This window comes from Hymenobacter sp., assembly GCF_031398885.1.
In the GTDB taxonomy this organism is placed as follows: Bacteria; Bacteroidota; Bacteroidia; order Cytophagales; family Hymenobacteraceae; genus Hymenobacter.
The window spans coordinates 23,242-29,241 of the sequence record NZ_JANNOD010000096.1; the positions used below are offsets into that span (position 1 = coordinate 23,242).

Annotated in this window: 4 protein-coding genes; 1 reads left to right on the top strand and 3 read right to left on the bottom strand. The window is 65.7% G+C overall.

The genetic code is table 11. The features are described 5' to 3' along the window. The first annotated feature begins 361 nt into the window (after positions 1–361). Positions 362–1,855, top strand: a complete 1,494-nt coding sequence (locus RMO51_RS18200; protein ID WP_310397044.1) for a di-heme oxidoredictase family protein — start codon at positions 362–364, stop codon at positions 1,853–1,855. Positions 1,856–1,943: 88 nt separating this feature from the next. On the opposite strand, the gene RMO51_RS18205 is transcribed toward RMO51_RS18200, so the two are convergent. The 3 genes from RMO51_RS18205 to RMO51_RS18215 all read right to left on the bottom strand — a co-directional run bounded on the left by RMO51_RS18205 (position 1,944) and on the right by RMO51_RS18215 (position 5,762). Then, a complete protein-coding gene (locus tag RMO51_RS18205) occupies positions 1,944–2,573 on the bottom strand; it encodes a flavin reductase (protein WP_310397046.1) in 630 nt (209 codons plus the stop codon). 118 nt (positions 2,574–2,691) lie between these two features. Continuing rightward, complete coding sequence (locus tag RMO51_RS18210; protein ID WP_310397048.1) at positions 2,692–4,272, bottom strand: M28 family peptidase; 1,581 nt, start codon at positions 4,270–4,272, stop codon at positions 2,692–2,694. 116 nt (positions 4,273–4,388) lie between these two features. Beyond that, positions 4,389–5,762: an MFS transporter gene (locus tag RMO51_RS18215; RefSeq protein ID WP_310397050.1), complete on the bottom strand. Its 1,374-nt coding sequence runs from the start codon at positions 5,760–5,762 to the stop codon at positions 4,389–4,391. Between the last annotated feature and the right edge of the window lie 238 nt (positions 5,763–6,000).

The window sequence follows — 6,000 nt, forward strand, 5'->3', positions numbered from 1 at the left end:
ACGCCACCCCGCCGTACAAGGCCCGCTCCAGCTCCTGGGCGGACTTTTTTTGGCCCAGCGCTGAAAAATTGCTAATGTCAATGACTCCCTGATTCCCAGGCCAGTGCAGGTAAGTTTCCAAGCTATAAAAGGATTTATTCTTGCCCGGGCGTAAAAGTGTTTCCGAATATTATAACGTTCGGGTTAGCTAATATAGAAACTGCTTCTATCTTCACGCGGCCCATTGCCCATGCCCGCGGTTCGCCACCCAAAAGCCTACTGGTGAAGCACGTTACAGCGCCCTAATTTCAGTTGCCTTCTCAAGATTTTGTCCGCTTAATTTTTTTTCGATAATTCCATTTCCTCCCCCTCCCCATTTTTTATGAAGAAACCCTTTACTACGCTCGCTGCTTGGCGGGGCACCCAGATGGCCCTGTTGTTGGGCGCGGCACTGTTCATCACCAGCTGCGAACGCCCCGAGGAGGAAGAAAACATTAATCCGTCCGCCGTCAGCCAGAATGGCCAAGATGATGACGACGATGACGACGAGTTCAAAACCGACGAGTCGTTGGTGCTGAGCACGCTGCTCGCCGGCAAAGCCGGGGGCAACACCACGGTGATGGCCACCGGCATGGACGCTTTCTTCCAGCCGGCTGCCAACCTCTCAGGCGCCACTCTTCCTGCCCACCAGGCCGGCAAGGGCACGTTTGAGCGAACCTTCGAGTTGGCCTTGCTCGACCCCATTTGGCTGCAGGACGCTTGCGTTGACTGCCACGTGGGCGGCGGCCGGTCACGGGCCCCGCGCGTGGGTACCAACAACCCGCAGCTGCTGTTTCGCCTCAGCGTGCCCGGCCAGGACGCGCACGGCGAGAACAACCCGGTGCCGGGCTTCGGCACGCAGTTGCAAAACATTGCCATCGACCCCGTCACGGGAGCCCGCCTCATCGGCACGGGCCCCGAAGGCAACGTGGCCATTTCCTTCGTGGAGGAAACCCGGACCCTGAAAGGCGGCGCGAGCGTGAGCCTGCGCCGCCCGAGCTACGCCTTCACCAAGGTGCCGGCCGGGGTGGAAGTGTCGGCCCGCATCGGTTCGAACGTGGCCGGCCTCGGCCTGCTGCAGGCGGTGCCCGAAGCCACCATTCTTTACATGGCTTTTAAGCAGTGGGAGGCCAACCAGGACAAGCCGGACAAAAACAAAGCCACCGGCAAGGCTAACTACGTGTGGGACTACACGTTGAACAAGCGCGTGCTCGGCCGTTTTGGCTGGAAGGCGGGCCAGCCCTCGCTGCTGCAGCAGAACGCCGGTGCTTTGAACGGCGACATGGCCATTACTACTCCGCTGTTCTCCATTGAGCCGGGCGAATCGGCGCCCCGCGCCACGGGGGTTGACCTGACCGCCGCCGAACTGGAGGCCATGACCAAGTTCACGACCACGATGGGCGTGCCCGCCGTGCGTCAAACCTCCGACAACAAGGTCCTTAAAGAAGGACTGACCTTGTTCATCAAGGCCGGGTGTGACGCCTGCCACGTCCCGCGCCTGCAAACCGGCAACCTGCCGGGCTTCCCCGAGGTGTCGAACCAAACCATCACTCCCTTCACCGACCTGCTGGTGCACGACATGGGTCCCGAGCTGGCCGACAACCGCCCCGAGTTCATGGCCAACGGCCGGGAGTGGCGCACCGCCCCGCTGTGGGGCCTGGGCCTGAGCCAAATCACCAGCGGCCATACGTTCCTGCTGCACGACGGCCGCGCCCGCAACGTAACCGAAGCCGTGCTGTGGCACGGCGGCGAAGCGCAGAAGTCGCGCGAGTTCTTCCAGAACGAAATGGACCAGAAGGAGCGGGACCAGTTGCTGGCCTTCATTCAGTCGCTGTAGACCATTTTTACTTTGCAGCAAAAAAGCCCCCGCCATTGAGGCGGGGGCTTTTTTGGGTCTTTACTGGTCCGGTTCGTGGTTCGGAATCTTACCCGGTTACCGGCGGCTGCCCCACTCGGGCATAGCCGAAGCGCACCGGCGGCAGCACCTCGTGGTAGCCGTCGAGACCCGAGATGCAGGCGTCGCCCAGCGCGGCCAGGTCCAGGGTACCGTCGGGGCGCAGGCCTTCTTCGCGCAGGTACACGTGCTCCACGGTGCCCACCAGCAGCACCGTGCCGTTGCTGATGGCGTGTTCTTCGAGCAGCCGCAGGCCGATGCCGAGGGGGCTTTCGGCTACGTAGGGCGCCGGGAAGTCGTCGCGGTACGCGGCCGTGAAGCCGCAGGCGTCGAACTCCGATACCGCGTCGGGAAAGTCGGCCGAGGTGTAGTGGGCGGGCGCGGCCAGGGCCACGGGCACGTGGTTGAGGGTGTAGCAGCCGCTGCTTTTGAGGTTCTGGTAGGTGTGGCGGGGCACGGTGGTGGGCCGCGTCACCATGCCCAGCAGGGGCGGGTCGGAGCCCAGGTGCAGCACCGAGCTGAACACGGCCAGATTGGTGGCGCCGTCGGGCGCGGCGGTGCCCACGAGGTTGGCCGGCTTGAAACCGGGCAGGCCGTTGACAAGGTTGAGGCGATAAATCCGCTCGAAATTTTTAATGTCGGCGGCGGTAATGTGGCGCATGAATTCAATTAACAGTTAACAATGAGCAATGAGCAATGAACAGTTATTGAATAAGAAGATTTTGTCGGAACTGTTCATTGCTCATCGCCCGCTGCCTATTGCTCACTGCTCACTGCATCTACCGTTCCAGCTTGAAGTCGGGCTCGCGGGCGGGGGCGGCGGGGCGGTTGGCCACGGCCCAGCCGGTGAGGTAGAGCCAGTTGGTCATGCGCGTGAGCTTGGCGTAGTTGATGCGGGCGGGCTCGTCGCGGGGCGTGTGATAGTCGGGGTGCAGTAGCGAGGTGTACATGATGGCCGGGATGCCCAGGCGGGCGTAGGGGAGATGGTCGGAGCGGAAGTACCAGCCCTCGGGGTGGGTGGCCTGGTCCCACTCGGCGTCCAGCTTGAACTTGGGGCCGGCCTGGTTGGCGGCCAGGGCGGTGCGCACCAAATCAGCGGAATTCAGGTGCGGCGGCACGGCGCCCAGCAGCGCGGCGCTGTCGGGGGCGTTGCGGCCCATCATCTCGGCGTTGAGCACGGCCACGATGGACGCCTCCGGCACGGTGGGGTGGGCGGAGTAGTAGCGCGAGCCCAGCAGGCCGCGCTCCTCGGCGCCGTGGTACACGAACAGGGCCGAGCGCCGGGCCGGCTGCTGCTTGAAAGCCCGCATGATGGCCAGCAGCGCCACGCAGCCGGTGGCGTTGTCGTCGGCGCCGTTCCAGATGGAGTCGCCGGCCACGGCCGGGCGCACGCCGTCGTGGTCTTGGTGGGTGCTGAACAGCACGTACTCGCTTTTTAGCTTCGCATCGGTGCCGGGGGCTTTGGCCACGATGTTGACGGAAGGGTAGCGAAAGGTTTCCACCCGCAAGTCGGCCACGAGCTGCTGGCCGGCCTTCTGCACCCAGGGCAGGGCGTCGGCGGGCAGCAGCAGGGTGGGGACCTGGGTTACCACCTGCACGTTGGGGTCGCCGGGTAGGCCGTAGCGTCCGCGCTCGTAGGTGTGGCCCCAGTGCTCGTACACGACCTGGGCGCGCTCATCGGCCACGAACACCACGGCCACGGCGCCGGCCTTCACCAGCTCGGCCGACTTGTCGCGCAGCGTGGCGCTCAGGAAGCGGCGGAAGCTCAGGTCGGCCGGTGGGGTGCCCGTCACCAGGAGCGCGACGGCCTTGCCTTTGAGGTCTACCTGGGCCGTTTCGCTGAGGGTGCCGGCCCCCACGTACACCAGCGGGGCCGTGACCACGGCGTTGACGGGCGCGAACACCAGCGCGTCCTTGTTGGGCACCAGCTCGTGGGTGCCGATGCTGAGCTTGCTGGCTTTGGTGAGGCGCAGGCGCTGCAAGTTGAACCACTGAAAATAGGTGCCGTCGTCGCCCGCCGGTAGCAGGCCGATGGCGCGCATCCGCTCGGCTAGCCAGGCGGAGGCCTTGAGTTCGTCGAGCGTGCCGCCTTCGCGGCCGCGGTACTGGTCGCCACCCAGGGTGAGCAGGTCCCGCCGGATGTCGCTCTCGCGAATGGCGGCCAAGGCGTTGCTGGTTTTGGCGACAGGCTTGGCGGCGGGCTTGGCGACGGGCCGGGCAGCGGGCTTGGTGGCGGGCCGGGCAATGGGTTTTGCGGCGCGGGCCTGGGGCGCTTTGGTTTGGGCCGGGGCCGCCAGCGGCAGGGCCAGGGCAAAGCCAGCGAAGAGCAGGCGGAAAGCGGTGCGGAATTGTTGGTTCATAGGTAGTAGAGGGGGTTAGGTAAGAAAATTGAGGCGCCTGGTCGCTGAACCAATAGTTGTGCAGCGGCGCCCGCGGCGCGCAGGACAGTGCGTAAAGATGCGTAATCCCGCTGCTTTCAGGCCCGCAGCGGCTCCGCGGGCTCAGACCCCACGTAGGTTTTCTCCCGAAGCCGCGACGCCACCAGCGCAAACAGCGCCACGTTCACGGCCATCAGCCCCACGAAAAACCAGTAGTAGTTCGCCCCCTGAAACCGGGCAAAAAAGCCGCCCGCCGCGATGCTGCCGTTCATGAGCGCCAGGAAGAAATTGCCGGCCGCGATGGTGAGCAGCCACAGCGCCGTCATCAGGCTTTTGATGGCCTTGGGCGAGTGCGTGTAGGCGTACTCCAGGCCCGTGACGGCCACCATGAGGGTGCCGCCCGCCACCACAAAGTACGCCAGCACCTGCCACCACACCGAGGGGCTGCCGCCCGCGTCCAGGCGGTGCTGCACCCCGCCGACGATGGCCACCGCCGCGGCCACGAGCACCATGCCCGCGCCCATGCGCCGCAGCGGTGTGGCCCGGATGCCGCGCCGCGCCAGGGCCGGGTAAATGCGGTACGTCAGCAGCGGATTCAGCCCGATGCCGAACACGATGCCCAGAATCTGGAGCTGCTCGGGCAGCGGCGCGTAGCCCGGCCACAGCTCGCGGTCGAGGTGGGCGGCTTGCAGCACCCATTCCGACACGCTTTGGTCGTAGAGCGCCCACAGCACCGGGACGAACAGGAACACCGTGCCCACCCGGCGCAGGGCGGCGCGGCCCTCGCCCGGCCCCAGCGTCTGGCGCAGGCCCGCCAGCAAGCCCGTGGGCGGTACCCGCACGTAGTGCCGCCGGCCCAGCCAGAAGGTGAGGGCCGCCGCGCCCATCAGCAGGCCCGGCACGCCGAAGGCCACCGCCGCGCCGTAGCGGGCATACAGCTCGGGAATGAAGGCCGTGGACAGCGCCGCGCCCACGTCGATGCTGAGCTGAAACCAGCCGTAGGCCTTGGGCAGCAGGTGCTCGGTGCGCCGGTCGAACTGGTCGCCCAGGTTGGCCGTCACGCTCGACTTGATGCCGCCCATGCCCACGGCCACCACCAGCAGCCCCAGCCGGAACCCGGCCAAATCATCGGTGTACGCCGCCAGCAGCGCGTGCCCCGCGCAGTAGAGCGCCGACAGGTAGAGGATGACGCGGTACTTGCCCAGCACCCAGTCGGCCAGCAGGGCGCCCAGCACCGGCATGGCGTAGCCCAGCGCGGCGAAGGAGTGCACAAAGTCGTTGGCCCGCGCTTCGGCCACCGTATCCAGCGCCGGGCTGTGGCCGGGGTTGAAGAACTGCGCCACCAGAAACGTGGGCAGAATGGCCCGCATGCCGTAGTAGCTGAACCGCTCGGCTACCTCGTTGCCGATGATGAAGGGCACGGCCCTGGGAAAGGCGGCCGGAGTATCAGCAGGCCGAGTAGAAGTGGGCATGGGACGCCGGGGATGAAGTAGTACTCCGAAGAAACGTCATGGAGCGCGCAACGCCCCGGTTTGCGTCAGGCACTCATCTGCTTGCCTGTTCTATTTGCCGGTCATGCGGAGCGCAGCGAAGTATTTACAGCCGTTTCCAGGTCAGTGCGTACGTTCTGCTTTCCCTTTCACCTCACCCCCCGCCCCTCTCCCGCGGAGAGGGGGGCCGCTGCCGACCTACGGCTGGCCCCCCTCTCCG

Bases quoted from the DNA above. Each gene is read 5' to 3' on its own strand.
- RMO51_RS18205 (WP_310397046.1), bottom strand. From the start codon at position 2,573: ATGCGCCACATTACCGCCGCCGACATTAAAAATTTCGAGCGGATTTAT.
- RMO51_RS18200 (WP_310397044.1), top strand. From the start codon at position 362: ATGAAGAAACCCTTTACTACGCTCGCTGCTTGGCGGGGCACCCAGATG.
- RMO51_RS18210 (WP_310397048.1), bottom strand. From the start codon at position 4,272: ATGAACCAACAATTCCGCACCGCTTTCCGCCTGCTCTTCGCTGGCTTT.
- RMO51_RS18215 (WP_310397050.1), bottom strand. From the start codon at position 5,762: ATGCCCACTTCTACTCGGCCTGCTGATACTCCGGCCGCCTTTCCCAGG.